At 46.2% G+C, this 24,634-nt stretch carries 21 protein-coding genes and 1 pseudogene; 15 read left to right on the top strand and 7 right to left on the bottom strand.

The window, feature by feature from the left end:
- The first annotated feature begins 58 nt into the window (after positions 1 to 58).
- From JGK07_RS12680 to JGK07_RS12640, 9 genes are all read left to right on the top strand, one after another.
- Positions 59 to 481 (top strand): ATP-binding protein, encoded by a 423-nt coding sequence (locus JGK07_RS12680; protein WP_293176823.1) that lies wholly within the window; start codon positions 59 to 61, stop codon positions 479 to 481.
- Positions 482 to 858: 377 nt separating this feature from the next.
- Positions 859 to 3,069, top strand: coding sequence for an amino acid ABC transporter substrate-binding protein (locus JGK07_RS12675; RefSeq protein WP_293176827.1), 2,211 nt, complete (start codon positions 859 to 861; stop codon positions 3,067 to 3,069).
- Positions 3,070 to 3,385: 316 nt separating this feature from the next.
- Positions 3,386 to 4,249 (top strand): RNA polymerase sigma factor, encoded by an 864-nt coding sequence (locus tag JGK07_RS12670; protein ID WP_293176829.1) that lies wholly within the window; start codon positions 3,386 to 3,388, stop codon positions 4,247 to 4,249.
- Entirely contained in the window at positions 4,189 to 6,003 is a 1,815-nt protein-coding gene (locus tag JGK07_RS12665) for a tetratricopeptide repeat protein (RefSeq protein WP_293241918.1), read from the top strand. The genes JGK07_RS12670 and JGK07_RS12665 overlap by 61 nt, the downstream gene beginning before the upstream one ends.
- Positions 6,004 to 6,550: 547 nt before the next feature.
- Positions 6,551 to 7,060, top strand: coding sequence for a putative adhesin (locus tag JGK07_RS12660; protein ID WP_293226146.1), 510 nt, complete (start codon positions 6,551 to 6,553; stop codon positions 7,058 to 7,060).
- 430 nt (positions 7,061 to 7,490) lie between these two features.
- Complete coding sequence (locus JGK07_RS12655; protein ID WP_293226149.1) at positions 7,491 to 7,847, top strand: mannan-binding lectin; 357 nt, start codon at positions 7,491 to 7,493, stop codon at positions 7,845 to 7,847.
- Positions 7,848 to 8,150: 303 nt separating this feature from the next.
- Positions 8,151 to 8,804, top strand: a complete 654-nt coding sequence (locus JGK07_RS12650; protein ID WP_293226152.1) for a hypothetical protein — start codon at positions 8,151 to 8,153, stop codon at positions 8,802 to 8,804.
- A 297-nt stretch (positions 8,805 to 9,101) separates the two neighbouring features.
- Complete coding sequence (locus tag JGK07_RS12645; RefSeq protein WP_293190060.1) at positions 9,102 to 10,769, top strand: ABC transporter ATP-binding protein; 1,668 nt, start codon at positions 9,102 to 9,104, stop codon at positions 10,767 to 10,769.
- Positions 10,770 to 10,812: 43 nt separating this feature from the next.
- Positions 10,813 to 11,676, top strand: coding sequence for a class I SAM-dependent methyltransferase (locus JGK07_RS12640; RefSeq protein ID WP_293190058.1), 864 nt, complete (start codon positions 10,813 to 10,815; stop codon positions 11,674 to 11,676).
- Positions 11,677 to 12,208: 532 nt separating this feature from the next.
- On the opposite strand, the gene JGK07_RS12635 is transcribed toward JGK07_RS12640, so the two are convergent.
- From JGK07_RS12635 to JGK07_RS12610, 6 genes are all read right to left on the bottom strand, one after another.
- A complete protein-coding gene (locus JGK07_RS12635; RefSeq protein WP_293176837.1) occupies positions 12,209 to 12,397 on the bottom strand; it encodes an NfeD family protein in 189 nt (62 codons plus the stop codon).
- Positions 12,398 to 12,552: 155 nt separating this feature from the next.
- Positions 12,553 to 12,948: an NfeD family protein gene (locus tag JGK07_RS12630; protein WP_293205717.1), complete on the bottom strand. Its 396-nt coding sequence runs from the start codon at positions 12,946 to 12,948 to the stop codon at positions 12,553 to 12,555.
- 281 nt (positions 12,949 to 13,229) lie between these two features.
- A complete protein-coding gene (locus tag JGK07_RS12625; RefSeq protein ID WP_293176841.1) occupies positions 13,230 to 13,415 on the bottom strand; it encodes an NfeD family protein in 186 nt (61 codons plus the stop codon).
- A gap of 84 nt (positions 13,416 to 13,499) precedes the next feature.
- On the bottom strand, positions 13,500 to 13,751 hold the full coding sequence (locus JGK07_RS12620) for an NfeD family protein (protein WP_293176843.1): 252 nt from the start codon (positions 13,749 to 13,751) through the stop codon (positions 13,500 to 13,502).
- A gap of 15 nt (positions 13,752 to 13,766) precedes the next feature.
- A complete protein-coding gene (locus JGK07_RS12615) occupies positions 13,767 to 13,949 on the bottom strand; it encodes an NfeD family protein (RefSeq protein ID WP_293144766.1) in 183 nt (60 codons plus the stop codon).
- Between the two features lie 135 nt (positions 13,950 to 14,084).
- The gene (locus JGK07_RS12610) at positions 14,085 to 14,267 is read right to left on the bottom strand and encodes an NfeD family protein (RefSeq protein ID WP_293176845.1); all 183 of its coding nucleotides are present in this window, start codon (positions 14,265 to 14,267) and stop codon (positions 14,085 to 14,087) included.
- Positions 14,268 to 14,482: 215 nt separating this feature from the next.
- Between JGK07_RS12610 and JGK07_RS12605 the strand changes: the two genes are divergently transcribed.
- The 3 genes from JGK07_RS12605 to rodA all read left to right on the top strand — a co-directional run bounded on the left by JGK07_RS12605 (position 14,483) and on the right by rodA (position 18,972).
- The gene (locus JGK07_RS12605; protein WP_293241915.1) at positions 14,483 to 16,903 is read left to right on the top strand and encodes a tetratricopeptide repeat protein; all 2,421 of its coding nucleotides are present in this window, start codon (positions 14,483 to 14,485) and stop codon (positions 16,901 to 16,903) included.
- A 59-nt stretch (positions 16,904 to 16,962) separates the two neighbouring features.
- Entirely contained in the window at positions 16,963 to 17,310 is a 348-nt protein-coding gene (locus tag JGK07_RS12600) for a VOC family protein (RefSeq protein WP_293176849.1), read from the top strand.
- A gap of 402 nt (positions 17,311 to 17,712) precedes the next feature.
- Complete coding sequence (rodA, locus tag JGK07_RS12595) at positions 17,713 to 18,972, top strand: rod shape-determining protein RodA (protein ID WP_293176851.1); 1,260 nt, start codon at positions 17,713 to 17,715, stop codon at positions 18,970 to 18,972.
- Between the two features lie 150 nt (positions 18,973 to 19,122).
- Here rodA and JGK07_RS12590 read toward each other — a convergent pair whose 3' ends face one another.
- Positions 19,123 to 20,478 (bottom strand): proton extrusion protein PcxA, encoded by a 1,356-nt coding sequence (locus tag JGK07_RS12590; RefSeq protein ID WP_293176853.1) that lies wholly within the window; start codon positions 20,476 to 20,478, stop codon positions 19,123 to 19,125.
- Between the two features lie 197 nt (positions 20,479 to 20,675).
- On the opposite strand from JGK07_RS12590, the gene JGK07_RS12585 reads away from it, so the two are divergent.
- The 3 genes and pseudogenes from JGK07_RS12585 to JGK07_RS33180 all read left to right on the top strand — a co-directional run.
- On the top strand, positions 20,676 to 21,923 hold the full coding sequence (locus JGK07_RS12585; RefSeq protein WP_293176855.1) for a transposase: 1,248 nt from the start codon (positions 20,676 to 20,678) through the stop codon (positions 21,921 to 21,923).
- A 2-nt stretch (positions 21,924 to 21,925) separates the two neighbouring features.
- The gene (locus JGK07_RS12580) at positions 21,926 to 24,139 is read left to right on the top strand and encodes a recombinase family protein (RefSeq protein WP_293176857.1); all 2,214 of its coding nucleotides are present in this window, start codon (positions 21,926 to 21,928) and stop codon (positions 24,137 to 24,139) included.
- A gap of 372 nt (positions 24,140 to 24,511) precedes the next feature.
- Positions 24,512 to 24,634, top strand: a pseudogene (locus JGK07_RS33180) (RNA-guided endonuclease TnpB family protein); the annotation flags it as partial.

Below are 24,634 nucleotides of genomic sequence, written 5' to 3'. Positions count from 1 at the left end.
TTTGCCAGTATCCCGGCTATACCCCTTATCGCCTTTTGCCGGAGGCATTGTATCATTTATGCACCGGTTAATAGTGCCGGGAAAATTAGATTCTTTAAGTCAGATAGCTGAGTATGTCCTCGTAGCAGCAGCCGAGGCAGCTCTAGATCAAAAAGCATCTTACGGGCTGCGCCTTGCAGTCGATGAAATTGCCACAAATATCATCATTCACGGTTATGAAGAATCTGGTAGAGAAGGGGATTTGGAGTTGCGTGCCGAAATTAGCGATCGCAACTTGACAATTATGATTGAGGATACAGCAGTCACCTACGATCCCCTCGATCGAGCGCTACCTGATGACTTAGACAAACACCCGCACGAAAAAAAGATTGGAGGACTCGGAGTTTATTTAGCTATTCAAAATGTAGATGAATTTGCTTACGAGTGGCTGGGAAATCGCAATCGCAATATATTTACTGTCCATCGTACAAGTCACAGTTAGGACAAGATCTCCAGAGGATGCGACCGACATAATTTAAAACTAGGGAAAGTCTACTGCTTGTTGAGCTAGCTATCTCTCAAAATAGCAGTAAAACTGTGGGTTATTACCTGAAACAGAGACATTACTTTGCTAGCTGTACGACGAAAATTTCCCAGCACATCCTAATTAAATTAGTCCTGGACGCACCCCGACCTTCATAACCGGGTTTTTTACCGCGATCGAACAACCCGCCAGAAAAATAAGGGTTTTCAGCTTTGATAAAATTCAAAACCATCCAACAACAGAAACCTGCGGGAATCCGCTGCGGTTGGAGCAGTAATGAGCCTTTATCAAAAACCCTGCCAATTGAACACACAAATTATCTAATTACCAGCATTATGACCATTCCTAACTACAACGAGACCACCTATCTGCAAGAAAATCCAGAAGTGGCAAAAGCCGTAGCTTCTGGCCTTATTCCCAACGGGTTTGAGCATTGGGTAAAGTTTGGTTTTACTGAAAAAAGAAAGCCACAAATTTCATTCAACGAGCAATTTTATCTAGATGCTAACCCCGAGGTAGCAGCAGCAGTTGCCAAGGGTAGTTTATCAAGCGGATTTGAACATTATGCGCGGTTTGGAGCGGCTGAAGGTCGAAAACCAGTTGCCAGTACCACACCCACAGGCCCTAAACTTCAAGAAATCTTAAAGCGCGGGTTTGTGCGGGTTGCAGTTAACGACGATGCGATCGGATTTAGCAAGCGGGAATCCGACGGTTCATTTAGTGGGATTGGCATTGATTTTAGTCGCGCCTTAGCCACCGCTTTGTTCGATAACCCGAAAGCAGTAGAATTCGTAGTCGTCGAGGCGGGCAAAGACTTTAACAGCGTAGCCAGTGGCGCAGTCGATATTGCCGCCACTTTGCCCACTCAATCTATGCTCCGCGATGGCAGTTTAGGAGTAGATTTTTCGCCTACGGTTTTCTTCGACACTCAAGCGGTATTGGTGCGCGGTAATAGTGGAATTAGTTCTGTTAAGCAGTTACCAGGAACAACCATCGGCGTATTAGCAGGAACGCGCTCTCAGCAAAATTTAATAGATGTCGCCAAACGTGCCGGAATCGCCCTCAACATCCAAACTTTTCCTTCTCAAGATACCTTATTTGCTGCCTACGATGCGGGGAAATTGGGCGCTGTTTCCATTAATCGCGGGGTGCTGAGCAATCGCATTCCCACCTTATCCAATCCGGGAAATCAAGTCATCCTGGATGAAGCCATTTCTAAAGAGCCTTTAGCACTCGTCGTGCCGGAAAATCAGTCTGAATGGGCTGATGTGGTGCGCTGGGTGGTCAGCGCTCCCATCCAAGCCGAATTCTTTGGTATTAACTCCCAGAATGTGAATGAATTTCTTAATAAAAATTCCGCCACCAAGAGCTTCTTAGGCGTGGAAGGAAAGTTAGGAGAATCCCTGGGACTCAAAAATGATTTTGCGTTGAAAGTTATCAAACAAATTGGTAATTACGAAGAAATTTACAATCGCAATTTCAATCCCAAAGTGCTGCCGCGCGGGCTCAATGAGCTAATGTTTGTCAAGCCTGGGGGACTGCTTTATTATCTACCCTTTTCGGGGACTGACCAATTAACCGTGCCCTTGGTAAATAACGACAACCGCAACGTTTTACAGGAAGTGTTAGACCGGGGTTTCGTGCGTGTCGGGGTGAGAAATGACGCGCCAGGAGTTGGTTTTGCTGACTCCAAGGGCAACTTCAGCGGATTTGATGTGGATTTTGGTCGGGCACTAGCAGCTTCCCTATTTGGCAACCCCAACGCAGTGGAATTCGTGATTCAGAAAACTGGTCCTCAGCGCTTCAGCGATGTCGCCAATGGCATCGTTGATGTAACTAGCCGCAATGCCAGCCACAACCTCAAGCGGGATGCTTTGCTGGGGGTAGATTTTGCCCCCATTAATAGTTACGATGCTCAATTTGTGGTAACACCAACCGCCAGCGGAATTACCTCTTTTGAACAGCTTGCCGGTCGCCGAATTGGCGTGAGTGCAAATACCAATTCTGAGGTAACTCTGCGAGAAAAGCTGAAAGCTGCGGGCATTAATGCGGAAGTCGTAGCCTTAAATAGCTTGGAGGCCCTATTCGATCGTTATATCAAGGGCGAATTGGATGCGCTCACCGGCAATGGGAATCTGATTATCTCTAGTCTTCTCACCTTACCCCCCGACCAGCGAGACAAACATCAGCCATTTCCCGATGTTTTGGGAGAGGAGCCTTTAGCAATGGTGGTGGACGAGAATCAATCCCAGTGGAAGGATGTGGTAACAGGCGTTACTTATTCTGTTTATGAAGCGTTAGAGCTGGGTTTAACTTCTGAAAATGTGCGCCAGCAAATCAATAGTTCCGATCCAGTTGTCCGCCGCTTTTTGGGAGTGGAAGGAACTGTGGGTGAAAGTCTGGGTTTGTCGAATAATTTCGCTTTGAATGCGATTTCCGCAGTGGGGAACTATCAAGAGATGACCGATCGCAACTTCCCAGGTATTAGTTTGATGATAGCGCCTTATACCGAGGGCGGTATCGTTTTCTCAGTTCCTTTTGCTTGATTTTGCTGAGTCGGGGTGATTGATGAATCACCCTGACAACAATCAACCTTGAATATTGGCTAACGATACTGAATCGAATCTTTAGCCGGATAATACCAAATCCGGGTTTACCACCCCCGTTATTGTCATTGCGAGCGACAGCGAAGCAATCGCAAAGACTCTGCTAATAACGGAGGATTTATAAAGGGGATGGATAACCCGGATTTAGTATAAATACTCAGATCGCACTGAGCTAGATTTTTGCCGGATTGGGGTGCAACGAAAAAAGGAATAGAGGAATGTTCCTTCACATCTATCTTTCACCACTTTTAAAATCATGTCAAATTCTCAATCAGTTAGTGCAAAAGACATTTGGGGTTCTCCAGAAGATATGGAGAAAGCATTTTGGCAGCTATGGGAACAGAATCGAGATTATCTTTACCGTTGCTGTGTCAAGTGGATGGGGGGGAATCCTACTGATGCCGAAGAGGTGCTCAGTCGCGCCATGCTTAAAGCTTGGGATAAATTGCCAAACCATGCCGAAAAAATCACCAACCTCCGAGCTTGGCTGATTCGCTTAACCCATAATCTATGTATAGATATACACCGAGAACGCCGCCGGAAAGCAATGCAGATGGAGGATATTGAAGAATTAGCTGCTACAGGAAATTCAGCAGTTATTTCTGGTTTGGACTCTCCTGAAGAGGCACTTCTACATCATGAGTTGGGACATTACATTCGCCGCGCTATTGATACTCTTCCTTCTCGATTACGCAATCCGTTTATCCTGCGTTACTGCCACCAAATTGCCTATCAAGATATTGCCCAAAAACTTGCTCTCTCGCTCAATAACGTTTACAAGCGCATCCAACAGGCGCGAGAGATTCTGCAAAAGCGTTTGAGCAGGTATTTGTCAGGGTTGGATGATGCTCTGTTAGATTTCTCCGAGTCTTCTCAAAAGGGGGAAGTTGCCCCGATCGCAGATGAATTTACTGTAGGGGTAGCGCAAGAGTGCCTACCCCGTCAAGATTTTGGGGCGGGGGGATTGCCCCTACAATCCGATGAAACGATCGCCCCACCCGCGATCGCCCCCATCCCTCAGAACATTGGCGAGACAATTAATTATCAGGTAACAGCATCATGTCTAGAAACACTACACTCCGGGTGGTATCCCTCACTCAGTCCTCTGGGGTGGAGTTGAATGCTTACCTGGTTGCAGACTCGAAGCCAACCAGACAAGAGCAGAAGCTGAAAACATTAAGTGAGTACGTGCAGCAGTTTCCCTCTGGGTGGAAGAAACGGTTGGAATTGGCGAATCTGCTGTCTGAAATGGGTCAGATCGAGCAGGCGGTTGAGGAATATCGCCAAGTAATCGATCGGCAGCAACCACCATCGATCGGCGTCCGCTTGCAATTGGCAAAACTCTTGCAGCTTATGGGACAAGAGGTTGAGGCAGCAGCGGTTTATGAAAGTGCCTCGGCGAATGCACGCAATGAGGCGACTCGACAGCATATCAGCGGAGCGATCGCACTCTGTAGAGGTGATACTCAGGCAGGGATACTCGCTTTTGAGTCGGCGGCTTCCCTTGAACCTCACAATGCAGCTCACTGGCTGGCGTTGGCCCAGGTGCAGGTGGGGAGAGGCGATGCGGTTGCAGCTTTGCGAGCCTTTGATGCCGTTTTGTCACTGCACCCAGAGGATATTGTCGCGTCGATCGGCAGCTATGACGCTCTGGTGGCGGTGGGGAACGTGCGCCAAGCGCAGCAGCGGTTGAGCAAAGCGCTAGAGGTGGCTCCGGGTGATTTTGGGGTACTCAAACGACTGGCGGATACTCGTTGCCGGATGAGATTGGTATCGGGTGAGGAGGGGAAGCAGACTAAAAAGACGATCGCTTCTGTGCTGCAACTGGCTCCTGATGCGGCGGACGGTCATGAGTTGCTGGCATATTATCACTTTTTCCGGGGGGAGTCGGCTAACGGGGTTGCGGTGTTGGAAGGTTTTACCGAGGAACACCCGAATCATCCGAGGGGTTGGTATTCCTACGGGCGTTACTTGTTCCACACGGGGGAATATCAGAGGGCGGCGGCGGCGATGCTGAAAGCTTATCGTCTGTATCCCCTGGATTGTGAAATTTATCGGGCGTTGTGCGAGATTTTGCCCGCTGCGAGGATGACTTCTTCCCCAGCCTCTCTCGATCGCCCCCAGCCCACAGCGCAGTTTCATTCTCACCAAAAACGTGAATTTTGTAGGGGTAGTGCCCCCGTGCCTACCCCCGACCCAGACGATTCGATCGGCAGGTCAGACCAAGAGGGCCGGCACGGGGGCACGGCCCCTACGGAAAATCAAACAGCCCTGGGGGATTTAGGGCGATCGAACCGTGAAGTAACCCTGACATCAATAGTAGAAGAGATGCTCGATCGTTTTCCCGATCGCTGGAGTGTTTGGACGACGGCGGGGCGGGTGTTGGTGGAAAGTTTTCAGGAGATCGATCGGGGGTGTGCTGTCTCTGCGAAGGGGACGCAACTTGAGCCGCAGTTACCTGATGCTTGGTTTGCTCACGGGCGGGTGTTGGCATTGGCTCTCAAACACCGGGCGGCGGTGGAGGCTTTGGCGCAAGGATGGGAGTTGTTACCAGAAGAGGGGGGTTATCTGCAATCTGTATCTGCTGCGGTGTGGCTGGGGGAGAGTTATGGAGTGTTGGGGGATGAGGTGGCGAGCCGGAAATGCTTGGAAAAGGCTTGTCAGTTTGCTCAGGAATTGATGGAGTTTGACCCGGCTATGGCTGGTTACTGGCGAGGGAGGGCGTTGTTGGGCTTGGGGGATGTGAGGGAGGCTGTGGAGGCCTATCGAAGTGCGCTGAGTCGGCGGTTGCTCTACCCTTTTCGCGGTGAGGTTGAGGAGGCTGTGAAACGGTTGAAAGGTAAGAGGCGAAAGGGCGATCGTGCTAAAGCGTAGATCCTTGACTTCTTAGGGAAGTCGGGGATCTGAACCTCTGAGAGTGCATTAAGTTAGGAAAAAACAGCCTCTAACTCGAAAAATTCAGAAATTGACCTCTGGAATCGTCTTATAAGTGTAGAGACAAAAATACAATTTCGTCTCCACTAATCTCGAACAAGATTGAGGATAAAAACTCAATCAAAAACAACAAGTGAAACTAGCAAAAAGGAGAAAAATAATGCGGTTCGGTAGACCATTCTAGAAACAAAAATTAATTGCGATTTCAATTTCATCAGTAATTGAACATCAGTAATTGAAAAAAGATGTAGGGTAGGCACTGCCGTCAGCGCCTACCCTACATCTTTTGTTGCTGACCTCAACTTAATGACACAATCTGGTGCAATGGGGGAAATTATAGTTCTCGTATTTGAGGTGGGTTTCATGGGGTGCATTGAGTTAGGGAAAAACAGCGGCTAACTCGAAAAATTCAGAAATTGGCTTTGGGATTCGTCGTAAAGATGTAAAGACGATTATTCACTTCATTAAGAATTTTGGGAGTAACAGAATGGGACCTACACTTACAGGTAGTATTCTTTTAATAGATGGACACGGAAAAACAGATGATTTAACATTCAACTTTAAACGCCCAGATACTCAAAAGTGTAATTTGTACTCTTACGTTTTCCAAAATGTAGGTATTGGGGTTGATCCGAGCAATAAAATAATTAATGACGCCCTTGATACTGGCAAAGTTCCAGATGGCTACAGTGATGTCTCCAGCAGCCGTATTGGTGGAACTCAAATTAAAGATAGGCTTCTCCAAACTCCTGGTACTGATTGGTCAATTGCACAATTTGATGCCCTTAAAGGATGGACTAACAGAACAATTTCTATACCAGCAGTAAGTGGAGACAATGTTAGTCTCCAAGTTTATCACAATAAGCCTGCCTTAGGAGACAGTGATCGAGTATTGGTAGCCGTTGATAAAAATAGCACACAGCTTGTACGACTATCGACTATTCTCAATACTTTTACACAGAGGGCTTATGATGTCCTTTGGATGGCTTGTCGCTGAGGAACCGCTCAATAACTCGGGGTAGACTACTGCGTTTGGAACGATTTTGCGATGTTTGACGCTCATCATTGAGCGATTTACCCCGATTTATTGAGCGGATACAGCAATTGCACGTCTAAGAGTTGGTTTGGAAGAGACGAAGGAGTGCGATCGCAGTTAATAGAGTTTGAGAATCATAGCGCTCGCTTTTTAGAATAATTGCTAGGAAATCAGGGGGGCAATTGCCCCTCTTTTTCATTTGAGGGAAGTGCGATCGCTTTATTATCTAAAACATTGACAAACTAGGGTGCGAAAAGCTTATCCTTATTGAGGTTTGTTTGATGGCGTGCATCGAGTTAGGCAAAAAAGCCTCTAACTCAAAAAATTCAGAAATTGCTCTCACTAATCGTCTTAAAGATGTAAAGACACGAGCATACAATAAGGAGAAAAAATGTCAGAATTCGTCATCGATGTTCCAGCAGGTCCAATTTTGAATAATGAGGATGCCCAAACCAAATGTCCTATCGTTTGTGCCAGTCATTCAGGTAAATGGAATGGTCAATGGAAGACAGTTGTTGAGGGTCAGATGAGTGTCTGTGGTTGCGTACAGACAGTTCCGGCTAATCAGCAAGGAAAGGAATTCGTCGTCGATGTTCCAGCAGGTCCAATTTTGAATAATGAGGATGCCCAAACCAAATGTCCTATCATTTGTGCCAGTTACTCAGGTAAATGGAATGGTCAATGGAAGACAGTTGTTGAGGGTCAGATGAGTGTCTGTGGTTGCGTACTTACAGCTCCAGCAAACTAATAAATAGGGTTTGCTGAATAGGCGATCGCCCTTGGTAAAGTTTGAGAATGATGGGGCGATCGCTTTTCAGGATGATCCTTAGAAAATTAGAGGGGCAATAGTCCCTCTTTTTCATTTGATAGAAGTGCGATCGCCCCCTTTGCTGCTTCTCCTGATTGTTTCCTAGGACGCATCAAGTTAGAAAAAAACGCCTCTAACTCGAAAAATTCAGAAATTGACCTCTGGAATCGTCTTATAGGTGTAGAACAGAGACATTGGTTCTCCTTTCTACATCGTTTTACTTTAGAGGGAGATCAACCACCTATGACGGCAACATTTACACTTCACACTGTTCGGTGCGAAATTCCAAGTTCTGGAGTTGATAGCGGTTTGTTACAAGACATTGGCGGTTATGTAGAGCAAGCATCATCTGTAGCAAAACTTTTACCAGGCGGTCAAGTTGCCGGGGGATTTTTTACAGTCGGCGAAGCTTTGCTAGGCGTGCAAAACGTCTTAAAACAAGCGGAAGGTTTGACGGGCGTTCTTACTTCTATTGGACAAATGTTGCCCGATCAGTTGTACATTAAGCGCGGGGATAAAAAAGTATTTCCGGCAGACGAAAAATATGTCGATATCTCCAAAGAACAGGAGATAAAAACAGATATATCTTTTAATTTTGACAACGAAATTAAGCTCACTCTTTGGGAGTGGGACATGATAAGTAGTGATGACTTTCTCGGAGAGTTAGTCGTTTCAGAAGAAGTTGCTCTCCAGGAAGACACGCCTGAAGCAAAGAAGAAGCAACGAGCAGCTTTAAACGCAGCAGTGGCTGAAATTCCTGCTGACGCACCCGACTATGAAAAACAAGAGGATGAGATGCGTCGGAAGTTTATGAAACCAACAGTGAATACCTATGTGATGAAAAACGACTCGGAGGGGTGTATTTACACGCTGGTTTACTCTGTTACTAAGGCTTGACATCTTTTTGAGGAGAGAAAGGGCGATCGTACTTTGAACCCTTCCACATATTTGCAAAGCGCAACAAGTTCCAGGATAGCTGCTTGTACTCCCTCTAGCTGAAAGGCGATCGCTCCTTCAAACATCATCCATCTATAACGAAGACAACCTATTTCGATAGTGTACGAGTTTTGCAAACAGAAGAAGCTGCGGTTGAGGCAGCAATCGCTGAATTACTTTTTTCTATTTATAGATGACGAGCTTGCCTAATAATTAAGTCTCGGCAAATGATTAAATTTATTCAATCTCCCATAACTCATGGAACTGATTTGGTTCTTTAAAACCCTCAACAAATACATTGCCTCCTACAAATGGCAATTCATTTTACTCTTTATCTGCCTGATATGCGACGCAGCATTTGATTCAGTCTTCCGAGCCAGCTTAAAATTTATCATCGATGCCGCCATCGTTCCCCAAAACTATAGTCTTCTGGTTCTAATCCTGTCATTGCTAGTTGTCGGAGCAATTCTATATGCTTGCATCGGCTTGCTAGGAATTTTCCTCGGAGCGCGTTTGGGCATTTTAATCACTAACAATATCCGATACTCTCTATTCGAGCATCTCCAAAGCCTTTCAATGGAGTTTTTTGGGCGACGTTCAGCCGGGGATATTGTCAATTGTCTGATCGCCGATGTCCAAAAGGTGGAAAATGGCGTAATTACAATGGGGCTGACAGTCGTTGTTTTAGAACTGTCTAACTTCCTATTTTCTATGGTTTTCCTCTTCCTCCTCAACTGGCAATTAGCCCTGCTCAGTTTAATCGGTTTAACTATCTGTACCATTGCTCCAGCAAAAATTGCCAGCCTTGCCACCGAAGTCGGCTATAAGTTGCTGCAAAAAGAAGGACAGATTGCCAGCGTTATCGAAGAGAATATCCTCTCGCAAACCGTTGTCAAGATATTCGGGCTGGAGAACCAAATGACTGAGGATTTTTCCACCGATTTGAATGACTTAAAACAGGTTTATGTCCGGGCAACCTTTCTCTCCTACTTAGTGCAGAAAGTCCCCATGATTGGTTTTGTCATGACGCAGTTGGTGGTTTTAAGTATTGGTGCAGTCATGACCTACAGGAATACAATTTCTGTAGGAACTCTTACCTCATTTCAAGTTTTAATGCTAGGATTGAATCTCAATATCCTCGGCTTAACTTCGTCAATACCGGCATTTATTGATGGAGTGGCAGGGCTGCAACGCATCAGCGATATCTTATCAGAAACTCCGGCGATTCAGGATGCACCGGGTGCGATTGATTTACCTCACTTTTACAGCGATCTTTACTTTGACGATGTTACCTTTAGCTATTCCCAAGATAGAGGTGGAGTTAAAAATCTCTCCCTGAAGATTCGCCAAGGAGACTTTGTGGTATTTGTCGGTCAAAGTGGAGCAGGCAAAAGTACAATTGTCAACTTGCTAACGCGATTTTACGATCCAGATAAAGGACGCATTCTGTTTGATGGCATTGATTTACGTCATGCCACAGTACGCTCCCTCCGTTCTCAAATTGCACTGGTTTCTCAGGATGTAATTCTGTTTAATTGCTCGGTGCGAGAAAACATCCGCATGGGCTATCTACAAGCCACTGACGAACAAGTCGAAGCCGCAGCCAAAGCCACCGAGATTCACGAATTTATTTTGTCCTTACCCCAAGGCTACGACACACCTGTTGGTGACAGGGGCGGACAGTTATCAGGGGGACAACGCCAAAGAATCGCCCTGGCGAGAGCGTTGGTAAGAAATCCAGCAATTCTGATTCTGGATGAAGCCACATCAGCCCTCGACCCCGCCACGGAAGCCAAAATCCTCACCACCATCGAGCGCATTACCAAAGAACGCACGGTGATTTTCATCACCCACCGCATGGCTAATGCCTTGCGTGCGGATGTCACGTATGTGATGGAAAACGGCAGCTTGGTGGTGAGTGATTGACACGCAGATTTAACTTGTACTGAACATTTTGGAGTTGAAAATTATGACCGATACAAATGATTACAAATGGCTAATCCCCTCTTCTCATGGCCTTGGCTCGAAATCACTTGAAGAAGAGAAAGAAATCTGGGATAAACACCACGAAGATTATACCAACAACGCTTTCAGTATCACCCAAGACCCCAAAATCTGCAAAAACTTAATCCGTCCAGAGCGTTCTCCCGGCTATGATATTCCCAACTCGCCTGACATCAAAGTCCTAATTCCCGGTTGTGGCTCGGAAATTTATCTTCAGAAAACCTTACTAGAATTTTGCCCCCAAATTGGACAAATCTACTGTACCGATTTTTCCAAAACAGCGATTGAAAAAGCACGCACAGATTGGGAAAAAGCAGATGGAGATGCCCGACTCAACAACCAGCAAATTGTGTTTGAGGAAGTAGACTCCACGCGAATCATCGAACAAAAACCGGAGTGGAACGATAAATTTGATTGCGTCCTCCTCGCAAATTCTGTGGTTTCCAGTGAGGATAAAACCAACCGCCAGATGATTCGGGAATTTGGTAAAGTTCTCAAGCCCGGTGGCAAGATATACGGATATTTTCCAACTACCTTATGCTTCTTGGAAATTGCCTATTTTAGTCGCAAACACGCTCACTGCGTTACAGAAGGATTTATCGATGTCTACGGCAATAAAGTTTGGGATGCTGAGTGGCAAGATCCCCAGATTTATTACACTCCCTTGCGTTTGAATCGCATCTTTAAAGAAGCGGGATTAAAACAACTTTGTTTGCAGATGGAGATTTTGGACTATGAGCCTTTTGTTTCGATGTTTAAAGAGATGATCCAGCATGACGATCCGGATATTTTTCTCTGGCATCTTCTAGTTCGTTATGAAAAGTCCTAAACGCACTTGGGCGAAGCATCGAGGGAGATGCTTCGTTTCACTCAGCATGATACATAGGCTGTGGGTAATTAGGGACACTCCAAGAGCCTTTCGGAGTGTCAACTTAACATCAAATTTATTGTCGTCATACAAATTAGGTACGTAGTTGCGATGAAAGCGCTCTTTATAATATTAGGAAAGAGCGCTGAAGCGCAACTACGTACCTTTAATTAACCCTGTCTAGCCCCCCGGATAGTCGGGGGGGACAGGAGTTGTCTCAAAGTCCCCGCAACGATGCGGGGGATGCGAGGGGGATCTGGACTCAGGTAAAAACGAGATTTATCAAGGCTTTCAGGCTTAAGTTTTCACCAATAGGCACGGTACCGTCTTCCTACTGAAAAAAAACCGCCGACAAGACTGTCAGCGGTGAGTAGTTGTTGAGGTTAAACTCTAGAATATTGCAATTAACAGAGGTGAGAAGTTCGATCGCGCTTTTGAAGAGATTTGAAGAGAGATCCGCCTAGGCGGCAGCGCGATCGCAAATTCCCGCATTTCAAGCTATACCCTCCACCAATAAAGTAATCTTGTCAATTCCTACCACATAAACCAGTTCCCCGGGTTTAAAAGTTATGCCTTTATCGCACTTAGCGGGCCACCAACTACATTGAAAGCGGACGCGGCCGCATTCACCCGGTCGAATTTCTTCTGCAACGATTGCTTCTTCAAAATAGTCAAAAAACATGATTGCTACTCCTAAAAATTGGTTGGAATTGTTTTGAAGGCGAACAGTTTCCGAGGTATTTACCAATTAATAAACCATTCATCAATCTCCCAATCCCCAAATCCTCCAATCTAAAATCTAAAATCCAAAATCTAAAATCGGAAGATGCTTTGCAATTACCCTTCAACAATCAGAGTCACATTGTCAATGGCGATGACTCGAACCGCTTCTCCGGGTTTAAAAGTAATTTCTTGGTCAGATGTTGCAGGCCACCAACTGCTTTGGAAACGGACGCGACCAGATTCTCCCGGACGAATTTCTTCTTCGACGATCGCTTTTTGGTCTGGGGCGATATCTTTTGGCGCTAGATGAGTATGGACTGTTTCTGCATCGCCGACAGCGGGTTTTTCCTCACCGACCGCCGTCTCTTCTGCTACATCGGTGCTGGACTTTTCCGCACCGGAGACGGCTGATTTTGCTTGATTAACACTGCCCACTTTTTCCTGATCAGCGAAGGCTAAGATTCCTTCTTCTTCAATAAAGCTTGCTTCTTCGACATAGTTAGTAGACATGGTGGATGGCTCCTGAAGATAGGTTATGTTTGACTTTTGGATGCGAAAAGCTCGCGCTTTTTAAGTTTGATTAAATGGTCAGATTTCTTATCCCAACAATTGCAAGCGGGAAGTTAAATTCTGCCTTCTACAAACCGATACAAATCCTCAACTTGAGTCTGGCAGATCCCTGATTTTAGACTGACTTTCAAACTCTCAGATTTAATGAGAGTGTAAATCTAAAATCTAAAATCTAAAATCTAAAATCAACTGACTACTCCCCACCTCAGAGTTTTTCCGAACTAAGCTTCAACTATTAGAGTAATGTTTTCAAGTCTCAGGACTCGAACCACAGCACCGGGTTTCAAAGTTATTTGTAGATCGTCGCACTTCGCAGGCCACCAACTGTTTTGGAAGCTGACGCGACCGGGCTGATTGGGTCGAATTTCTTCATCTACGATCGCTTTTTCCAAATAGCTAACAGTCATATTTTTGGCTCCCAATTTCAAATTTTTCGTAACCTTCAAAGGCGATAAACTTATAACCAGACTCGGTAAATCCTTAATTCCCAACTACGCTTCAACGATCAGAGTCACGTTCTCAAGTGCCAGGACACGAACCACAGCACCGGGTTTCAAAGTTATTTGTCGATCGCACTTCGCAGGCCACCAAGTGCTCTGGAATCGGACGCGACCGGACTCGCCTGGACGGATTTCTTCTTCTACGACGGCTTTTTTCAAATGGTTGAGACTCATAACTTTAGGACTCCTGAGTGCAGATTCGTCGGATTCTTGAGAGGTAAAAACTTGTAGGACTCGATTCACTGGCTCGATCGGCAGCTAGGCTGCCACAATCAGAGTAATGTTGTCAATTCCGATGACGCGAACCACGTCACCCGGTTGAAAAGTCATCTCTTGCTCGCATTTTGCAGGCCACCAACTGTTTTGGAAGCGCACGCGGCCGGACTCTTGAGGGCGAATTGCTTCATCGACGATCGCTTTTTCGGAATTGTCAAAAGTCATGATTGCTGGCTCCTGATTATAAGTTTGGCTGAAGTTTGAGATGCGAAAAACTGATTGCTCGACTCGTTACCAATTTCCAGGTAGAGGTCGCCCTCTTGCTGTCAACTGTCAACTGTCAACTGTCAACTGTCAAAGCTAGGCTGTGACAATCAGGGTAATGTTGTCAATTCCCACAACTCGAACCACATCCCCGGGGTGAAAAGTTATGTCTCGATCGCATTTTGCAGGCCACCAAGTGCTTTGAAAGCGCACCCGGCCGCATTCTTGAGGGCGAATTGCTTCATCGACGATCGCCTTTTCATCAGTGTTAATAGACATAGCTGCTGGCTCCTGAATGTAAGTTCGACTTGATTGGTGCGGATGTCAGAAGCTTGTCGGTCAACTTCCCCTCCACACTCAACAGTCTCGCAGGTCAACCATGGCTGTGTCAGTCGGCAAAAGTCCTTATAAGTCGGCTGTTTGAGCCCGTAAGCGAGTCGGAAAAAGTCTGTTAGAGTTGTTTGATAATAGGTAACGCTAAACCTGGTGACTCAATGGAAGCGGATCAAGCACTGGATTTTACTAACTCGTTACTTGTGGCTCGAAACCTGAAAACTCTCGACAACCTTGACAGCGCGATCTTTCGCGAAGCATGGATGGGGGTGCAAGGCAGGACGTACCAACAGGTTGCAGAGAGTGAAGGATATGGAGTAGGGACTGTTAAGGATGCTGCCTCTAATTTGTGGAAGCGCCTTTCAGCTTTGTTTGGAGAAGGTGAAAAAGTTAAAAGAGATAACCTGCAAGCGGTAATAGATCGATATTGGCGCAGCTACTCGAAACTAGAACCGCAGTCGGGGCAAATTGTTCCGCCCCGATCGTCCCTGGGGCTAGATTCGGACTTGGAAATCGAAAATCCGAACTTTTTGGGCAGGTTTGAGGCGATCGAGGATCTGAATACTCTGGTCGCCCAAGGCGCTAAAGTGATTGTGATCCAAAGTGCCGGCGGTATGGGCAAAACGACTTTAGCCAGACAGTACCTGAAATCTCAAGGGTTCGATCGCGTAATTGAACTGCTGATGGCAAAAGAGACAGAAAACCTCACAGCCTTAGAGAGTGCGATCGAAGAATGGCTCAAGCAAGACTTCCAAGAAGAACCAGGGCCAGACTTTGGTGTCACCCTCGGGCGGCTGAAGCGGCAACTTCAGACTCTCAAAGTCGGCGTATTGATTGACAATTTGGAAGCAGCCCTCGACGGACAAGGTAAATTTATTGAACCGCACCGGCTTTACGTCGAACTCTTGCGAGTTTTGGCTGACGCGGCGGTGCAGTCGGTAACGCTGATTACCAGTCGCGATCGACTTTGCGATTCTGACGTAACCGTCGAACACTACCTGCTTCCGGGATTGGACGTGGAAACTTGGCAGCAGTATTTTGGCGATCGCAACATCAAAATAGATCCTGTCGCACTCCAGGAAATGCACAAAGTTTACGGCGGTAATGCCAAAGCCATGGGCATTCTTTGGGGGACAATCCGAGAAGATTTTGACGGAGATATGGCAGCCTACTGGCTGGAAAACAGCGACGATCCGCTGGTGGAAACCGACTTAAAAAATTTAGTTACCAGTCAATTCAACCGCCTGCAAGAACTCGATCCCGAAGCCTATCAACTCCTTTGCCGCTTGGGCTGTTACCGCTATCAAGACGTGCCGACAGTCCCTAGTGATGCACTTTTGTGCCTGCTGTGGGACGTGCCCGAAGCCGGACGCAGACAAATCATTAAATCGCTGTTGCACCGATCGCTAGTCGAGTCCCAAAAAGGCGAATACTGGGTGCATCCAGCAATTCGGGAAGAAGCAGTCGATCGGCTTTCGCCCGCAGACTGGGACACCGCCAACCGCAAAGCAGCCGAGTTTTGGACGGATAGCGTCGAGATTATTGAAACCGTAGAAGATGCGCTGAAAGCTTTTGAAGCTTACTATCATTACGTGGCAATTAGCTGTTTCGAGCAGGCCGCTAGCGTCATCCTCAAAAAAATCAATATCCAGTTTGCCAAAGATTACAAACTCGGACGAGCGCTCTATAAACTAGGTTTCTTGCAGCCAATAATTTCAGCAACTACTCGCATCGTCAACAATGTGACTTCTGACTATTATTTGAGCGGTCTTTACAGTATTTTAGGCGTTTCTTACAGAATATTGGGCGACATCAATCAAGCCATAGAATGTCACCAAATATCCGAAAGAAAAGCCACTAAATGTCTGCAAAATATAGCAAAAAATAGCGAACCGGAAAACGGCCCAAAAGCTAATCTAGAATTTTGGAAACTTAACGCTGCAATCAATATAGGGTTTTGCAAAATAGAAATGCTGGAATTAGAACCAGCTCTGGAGATATTTGTCAAAATGAAAAATTCGCGGGAGGAAATCGGGATTATCGGGATTAACAGTTATTCGATCGAGGTCGGGTTAGCTTTTCTCAACTCCTGTGTGGGAGTCAAAAAAGCTGCCAAGGAACTCGCCGACAAACTATATGCCGATCGCGAAGAGAGCCAGTTAGTGGGTACGGGATACAAGTTAGTGTTTCTAGCCACCACCTATAAAAACCTCGGAGATCCAGAAAAAGCTTTGAGCTTGTACAGTCAGGCGATCGCCCAGGCCGACGAAAACCTTTACAGCACCGTCAAAGCCAAAGCTCTTAGCGGTATAGCTGCCCTGTACCGAGAACGAGGAGAATTTGACCAAGCCATGCAGCACCATGCAGAAGCAATAGAAATACTCGATCTGCCCAGCGCTAAATTAGACCGAGCCGAAGCTTGCTATCAGCTCGCACTGACAGAACAAAAACTCGGCAACATCGAGAAAGCCCAAGAAAACTTCGATCGCGCCATTCAACTGTTCAGCGAAATGGACGCCAGCAAACAAGTAGAAAAAGTACAGTTTGCCGCTACCAAAAATCCCGAAAAAATCCCTAATTAACTGAGAAACAAAGGAAAAAAGATACAATAAAGTAAAGCACAACAATAAAATTTCTAGACATGAAACTAAAACGATTGGGACACGTAGCCGTCTGCGTGCAAGACATAGAGAAAGCTGCTGAGTTCTACAGCAAATTGGGAATGGAGTTAGTTTGGAAAGATGCAGACTGGGCTTATTTAAAAGCAGGAGATGATGGACTGGCGCTGTTGAGTCCGACTTACGACCAAGCAGGGCCGCATTTTGGGTTTGTATTTGACGATCGCACCGAAATGGAATCCGCCTACGAACAACTCAAAACTGAAGGTGTTTCCGTCACCCAGATTCACGAACACCGCGACGGTACAGCGTCTTTTTACGGCAGAGACCCCGACGGTAACGGTTTTGAGTACCTTTACGAGCCGACTTGACCGATTCTAGGACTTGCGGAGCGAGCTAAATCCGCGTAAGGTGCGCACTGCGCACCCTACAAGATTTGTGCACACTGCGCACCCTACAGATTTGTGCACACTGCGCACCTCGGCCAGTTGCAGACTGCCCGGAACCTCCGTACAACTCGCCGAATAAAGTGACGTACTGACACCAAATCTTCTAAAGTTACAGTGCAGGCTCAGCATCCAAAATATAGCAACCGCCACATGGCGTGAGGGCATAAATGACTTCCATGAATGGAGACGAGAACCCACAGCATAAACGGTTTGATTGCTGTCAACTGTCAACTGTCAACTGTCAACTGTCAACTGCTATATATCCACAACTTCCGAAAATCGGCTCGATAATCTAAAATCTAAAATCTAAAATCTAAAATCCTCATGTTCCAAAGAATACAAGTCAGAAACCGCTGGACATCGATCTTCAAACCCTGGGAAGAAGCAGATCCTTGGCTGTTTGCCGCTTGCATCAGCCTCACCATCTTCGGCGGAATCATGATCCGCAGCGTCGAAATCAACCAGGGCTCGATCGACTGGTGGCGGCACTGGGTAACTGGCGGAGTCGGTTTGTTCCTCGCCATCATCATTTCCCGCTGTCGCTACCAAATACTGATTGAGTGGAAATGGCCGATTTACATATTCATTAATTTGTCCCTGATTGCAGTGCGGTTTATTGGTACTACAGGGCTCGGTGCCCAGCGGTGGATCAATATCGGCGGCTTCTACCTGCAACCCTCAGAATTTGCCAAAGTAGGGATGATTATCACCTTAGCAGCCCTCCTGCACGAGAAGACTGTCCCTACGGTGCGCGATATGTTGAGAATGCTGGCGATTATGGCTGTGCCCTGGGGATTGATCTTTGCTGAACCAAATTTAGGTACTTCGCTGGTGTTTGGCGCGATCACAATGGGGATGTTTTACTGGGGAAATGTCAATCCCGGATGGTTAATATTGTTGTTCTCTCCTCTCTTCTCAGTTCTCCTCAATAACGTGTCCACACCGATTTGGGTAGCCTGGGTAGTCGTGGCGGGTATTATTGCTTGGCGAAGCCTACCTTGGCCTTGGCTGGGGACTTTCGGTGCTGTGTTGGTGAATGTGGTGTCGGGACACGTCGGACACGTATTTTGGGGCGTGCTGAAGGATTATCAAAAAATGCGCCTGACAGGGTTTTTGAACCCCGAGAAAGACCCTTTAGGCAGCGGATATCACTTGATTCAATCTCGGATTGCGATCGGGGCCGGGGAACTCAAAGGCAGAGGTTTGTTTCACGGAACCCAAACTCAGCTTAACTTTATTCCCGAACAGCATACGGACTTTATCTTTTCTGCGATCGGCGAAGAATTGGGCTTTATTGGCTGCATTGCAGTGCTGTTGGTGTTCTGGATCATTTGTTTCCGCTTGGTGACGATCGCACAAACTGCAAACGACAATTTTGGTTCCTTGCTGGCGATCGGCGTACTGTCAATGTTAATTTTTCAGGTATTCGTAAATATTGGGATGAACATCGGCTTAGCCCCGGTTACAGGAATTCCGCTACCTTTCCTTAGTTACGGGAATGCGTCGCTGCTGAGTAATTTTCTCGGATTGGGACTGGTGGAGGCGGTGGCGAACCAGCGACAACGCAAGAAGCGTTGGAATTAGCGGATTATATTTTTTGAGGACTGAAGTCCTCACTACAAACGGAATAATAGGTTTGTAGTGAGGACTTCAGTCCTGATATTTTTTGAGGACTGAAGTCCTCACTACGAACCTAATAAGGGTTATTTAACAAAAAAATTAGATATGAGCAGATTACTCGTTCATATTCTTGTAAGTAGCAACCGCCGAAGGCGAACTCCGGTTTAAATAACGGAATATCCAATACTTAAATACCGTATCCAAGATCACCGGAAACGTGGCAATAAACAGAAAGATAAACTGCCTATTTTCTGGCAGTCCCAAGTGCCTCGATAAACCTTCGAGAATTATTTCCCAACCGTGCGGCGAGTGGAATCCCACAAACACATCGGTAAACAAAATAATTACAAAAGCCTTTGCACTGTCGCTGAGTCCATAAACCACATCATCCATGAAAGATTTTAAAACCTCAATCTCTTTCTTGTTAGTGATGAGAATCGCGGCAAAGGCAATCACAGAAATCAAATCAGCAAAAATATTTTTAATGGCTCCACCGCTTTCTTTGCGATATTCCTCCGCTAATTCAAATGCTTTTTCAGCAATCTTCTTTTCCTTTTCCTCTGGAGCAAGTGGCGGCGCTATGCCAATTAACGTGTCAAATTTGAGGTGCTGCTCAAATGTTTCCAGTTCTTTTAAGGCTTCTTCTTCCAAGTCAACGTTTATGAATAAGGGAGCATTTTGCTTGACTCGAAAGTGGTCAACTACTGGCCCGACTACAAAGTTTTTGGAAATTTGATTTGTCAGCAGGGGAACCAAAATCAAAAGCAAAATAAATCTTAGAGAAATAACTGTTTTTACTTTAGAATTTCGGAAATTTCTAACTACGTCTTTTTCTGCTTCGGGATCTAACTCTTTAGTGATTCGATTCAAAGTTCCCAAAAGCGATCTGGGTAATAAATTCACCTCTTCAGAGCTAGTATCAACCTCCCCATGAGTTTGATTGAGATTAGCTAATCCTTTATTGGCGTCAAGTTGAGAACTGCTTGTAGATTTCACCTGCACGTTTACTGAACTGACAAGTGGGACGATCGCCGTTGATTTACTATTATTAATATACTTGTCAATGACTCCATCAATAAACTCTAGCTTCTCGAATACCAGGGACGATCGATCTTTATTCTCTAAACCCAATCCTTGTTGGTGGCGCGGGGCGCTGTTACCCGCCTGCGGTTTTGCCCCCACGCGATCGGGCAATTCCAAAAAAGAACGGCTAGCATTAAACTCAACCATTCTCGTTTGGATGACCTTGAGGTATTTTTGCAGTTCGGATTTAAAGTAAGACAGGGTGCTGTGTCCGTAATCGGACGATCGCTCGGAGATGCCTTGGCCGCCAAAATGCTCATCTTCGATCGCCTTAATTGCTAGCGCAGCATCATAGGCCTGTTCTAGTGCCCTTTCAGGCGTTTCTCTATACCACTGGTGAGCGCTGTAGAGATATTTTACAAACCTGTTCCACAGAGAAGTATTCATAGCTGGAGTCCATTAGTTAGTAGCAGATATTAGTCATCGAAAATTTGGGTAGAAACCCCGTCCTTCGCTTGACGGCTTTACAGGAAGTATGCGCTGGGGATAGTCCTAGCAATCTCACGGTATGGTAAAACTTCATTGACTTTATAGCCATTAATAGCCGTGTATAGTATAGTATAGTCAAAAAATACGGCAAAACTATGCAGCTCGTTGAAAAGCACATTATCGATCAAAACCACTGGCTATACAAGCAGCTAGATAATTTGTGCTTTCTTTCTAAGAATATTTTCAACTACGCTAACTATATAGTCCGACAAAAGTTTATTAGTTCGGGAGAATACCTCGATTATTACAAAATACAGAAAATATGTCAGGGAAAGACTGACTATCTAGCATTACCAGCCAAAGTATCTCAGCAAGTATTATTGAGATTGCATGAAAGCTGGAAATCTTTTTTTGCAGCTACCCAGGAATATAAGTTACATCCAGATAAATTCAAAGCCCGACCCAAAATACCCAGATACAAACACAAAATATTAGGCAGAAATGTCCTGACTTACACCGCTCAAGCTATCAGTCAAGAATGGCTCAAAAAAGGAATCATCAATCTGTCTTTGACTCAGATATTTCTAACGACTAAAGTCAGCCAAGTAAATCAAGTCAGAATCGTTCCAAAAACTTACCATTACTCGATAGAGGTAGTTTATGAACCCAAGGCTGTAACTGTTTCATCATCAGGTGTTGAAGGAATAGCAGGAATTGATATTGGTCTGAATAATTTAGCGACAATTACATCCAATCAAAACGGGTTTGTTCCGCTGATAATAAATGGCAAACCTCTCAAATCAATCAATGCCTACTATCACAAAAAAAAGGCTGTGTTGCAGTCAGACTTGAAGGGGGAGAGACAAACATCAATCAAAATTGAACAATTAACTCACAAGCGGAATGTAAAAGTAGATAATTACCTGCACAACGCTAGTCGATTCATCATCAATCATCTGGCAGCTAACCGAATCGGGACACTGGTGATTGGTAAAAACGAGAATTGGAAACAGGGAATAAATCTCGGAAAGCGGAACAATCAGAATTTCGCAGCAATACCTCATGCAAGGTTTATTGAAATGCTAACTTACAAAGCGCAGTTAGTAGGAATAGTTGTGAAAGTTATTGAAGAAAGTTACACTTCAAAGTGTTCTTTTTTAGATAATGAACCTTGTGTTAAGCATTCAGAGTACAAAGGTAAGCGAATTAAGCGAGGTTTGTTTCGTGCTGGTGATGGCAGACTGATCAATGCGGATGTGAATGGCAGCGCTAACATTGTCAAAAAAGCATTTCCCAACGATGAAGCTGAGGGAATACAGGGCGTAGTAGTACGTCCGGTAAGGGTCACACCTTACAAAATGGTTGCCCGAGGCAATTGTAATATTTGCCTAGAAAACCTGTAACTATGGTAACAAATTTAGATAAATTAGGAACCGTTTCCGCAGATTCTATTTGGATTGTAGGAGGCGCCCGCAGTGGCAAAACCGCTCGCTTAGTCGAGCAGTTCTGCCTGTGGAGCAAAACAGTCAAGCCTTTGCCCGCAAACGTTTCAAGCCGCGGGCGTTCCGGGCGCTGGCGGGCGGGACAAACAGCCCCAGCAATCTTAGTCTTAGCAGCTAATGGGGACAACCGGTTGGAATTGGCCGATCGCATCGCCATAGCTACCCAAGGAAAATATGCCTTTCACTCCACAACACCGTTCGGTTTTTTTGAGCAGGAAGTATTGCTATTTTGGCCGCTGCTGTTGCAGTCGCTAGATTTGAAGGCTCAATTTCCCCTGCGGCTGCAACCTGAAACAGAATTGGAACTTGCAGCCAGACTCTGGCGTCGCGAGTTAGACGAAGGGATTTTGCAACAAACAGGGGTAAGTCCAAATCGCATGGTGCGTCGAACTCTAGACTTATTACAACTTGCTGCTGTCAGCGGTACGCCCAGAGAAGAAATTCCCCACATTCTCCAACAGGGATTTGCCGCTGGTGACGGCTCGAATAGCCTGTGGACTAGCATGGGAGAGTTGCTCGAAAGGTGGCGGGAATGGTGCTTGACGCGGGGGCTGCTGACTTACGGGATTGTCTGCGAACTCTACTGGCGCTATTTGTTGCCAAATGTCACTTACCAGCAGCAGTTGGCTTCTAGATATCAAGCTGTCATCGCCGATGATGTTGACGATTATCCGGCCATCAGCGGTCATTTGTTCGATCGAATGCTCGACACAGGCGCAGCGGGGGCCTTTTCCTACAATCGGGATGGAGGAGTGCGTTTGGGTTTGGGGGCTGACACGGAATACCTCGCCCGACTCGAAAGCCGCTGCGGAAGCGTGGAAAATTTGGACGCAAAAGCCGGTTTATCCTCAGAGATTGGGGATTTAGCCGTAAGTTTGGCAGTGAATTCTGAGGGTTTTTATCCTTTAGGCTTGAGTTTACCAGGCTCGGTTCGATCGCTCGAAACCACTTCTCGGGCGCAACTGCTGCGAGAAACCGCCGAAATTATCGTGGATGCGGTGAAGTCAAAAGCCGTGGAAGCGCAGGAAATCGCCGTAGTTGCTCCTGGGATGGATGCGATCGCCCGTTACAGCTTAACGGAAATTCTCGCCCGAGATGGTATCGCGGCCGAATCCCTCAACGATCAGCGTCCCCTATCGACTACGCCAGAGATTCGAGCTTTGCTGACTTTGCTAGCGTTGGTTTATCCTGGACTAGGCCGTTTAGTCGATCGAGACGCCGTAGCCGAAATGCTAGTAATTTTAGGCAGCCAGAAACACCGGGAATTGCCGGAAACAGCAGAAGATAACCCCACTTTCAATCTAAAATCTAAAATCCAAAATCTAAAATCGATCGACCAAGTGAGAGCAGGTTTAATTGCCGATCACTGTTTTTGTCCCGATCTCGATCGACCTCAACTGCTGGAAATTACAGCCTTTCCCCGGTGGGACAGAGTGGGACACCGAGCAGCTTTGGCCTACGAGCAAATTGTAGAGTGGATCGAACAACAGCGATCGCAACAACAGGAGCGGCTGTTACCCAGTCCCATTGCGCTGATCGATCGAGCGATCCAGAAATTTCTCATCAACGACAGATATCTGCCGTTCGATCGGCTAGCAGCCCTGCGAGAGTTAATGGAAACCGCCGCCCACTACTGGGAAATACACGCGCGAATGCAGCGTGTAGAACCCACAAACGGGGGCGACTCAGAAACGATCGCCAGGTTCATCCAGTTGTTGCGCCAAGGAACCGTCACCGCCAACCCGTTTCCAGTCCGTTCCCAAGGCCCAGAAGCCCAAGCCGTCACCCTCGCCAACATCTTCCAGTACCGCAGCAGCCGCCGCGCCCACAAATGGCACTTTTGGCTGGATGCCGGTTCGCCCCTATGGCTGAGCGGCGGTGCGGCGACTTTGTTTGGTGCACCCTTATTTGTGCGATCGCAATTGGGGCGTCCCTGGGGAACCGAAGACGAAACGGCCGCCGACCAACAGCGACTGCGGCGAATTCTGGTAGATTTGTTAAGTCGTTGTTCCGTGCTTTACCTTTGCCACAGCGAACTAGCCGTCAACGGCCAAGAGCAAACCGGGCCGCTTCTGCCTCTAATTAACAGCTCTGTTTCTTGTGAACAGTCAGTTTAAGACATTGGGCAACAGGCAGGAAAGAAAATTATGAATCAAAGATTTTCATTTTTTCTCTCTTTGGATAGATACTCCGGCTTGACTCGCAGTGTGACTTCTAGATGCGATCGAAATAGGGCGAGATAAAAGTGTACCCAAAACAGGCATCAAAACGTGCAATCATTAATATTTTTAGCTCGAAAGATACCAGAGTTTAAAAATATCTATAGGCCTTGCAATTTTGATTTAGTATGCTATAAATGAGCGAGATTATAAGAAATACCCTGAAAACCCTGCGACAAAAGTCCAGGGATGAAAGGGCATTGCAGGATTGATCCTGCCAGTTAAATATTTACCAATTCTAGTAAAATAAATCAAGGAGGGTAAAAAAAGATGTACGCAGTACAAAGAGACCTGTGGCATTTAACAGGACTCGACAAAACCATTGTCGAGCAACTGTTGAGGTGGTCAAACAATCTGTTTAATGTCGGGACTTACGAAAGTCGGCAACGGTAC

The sequence above is a fragment of the Microcoleus sp. PH2017_24_DOB_U_A genome (assembly GCF_020738205.1).
Lineage (GTDB): Bacteria > Cyanobacteriota > Cyanobacteriia > Cyanobacteriales > Microcoleaceae > Microcoleus.
Note: the sequence above shows the minus strand (reverse complement) of the source record. Positions and strands in the feature narration are given on the sequence as shown.